Origin of the sequence: Streptomyces sp. SID11385 (genome assembly GCF_010548245.1) — a bacterium.
Classification (GTDB): Bacteria; Actinomycetota; Actinomycetes; order Streptomycetales; family Streptomycetaceae; genus Streptomyces.
This window is the reverse complement of sequence record NZ_JAAGLR010000104.1, coordinates 1-269: the sequence shown is the minus strand read 5'-3', so window position 1 is coordinate 269 and position 269 is coordinate 1. Positions and strand designations below refer to the sequence as shown.

The 269-nt window shown below is 74.7% G+C and carries 1 protein-coding gene; it reads right to left on the bottom strand.

Going from position 1 to position 269, the window contains the following annotated elements:
- Window positions 1–269 (bottom strand): biotin/lipoyl-containing protein (locus G3I42_RS03325; protein WP_343244438.1); only part of this gene is annotated, 269 nt, incomplete at both ends.

Here is a 269-nt window from a genome sequence, read left to right as displayed (position 1 = left end):
TGCTTCGGGGCCTCCTGCGCCGGGGCGGGCTCGGCCGGGGCCGGGGCGGCACCGGGCTGGCCGATGACGGCGAGCTTCGCGCCGACCTCGGCGGTCTCGTCCTCGGCGACGGTGATCTCCAGGAGGACACCCGCGGTCGGGGAGGGGATCTCGGTGTCGACCTTGTCGGTGGAGACCTCAAGGAGCGGCTCGTCGGCCTCGACCGAGTCGCCGACCTCCTTGAGCCAGCGGGTGACGGTGCCCTCGGTGACGCTCTCGCCGAGCGCCGG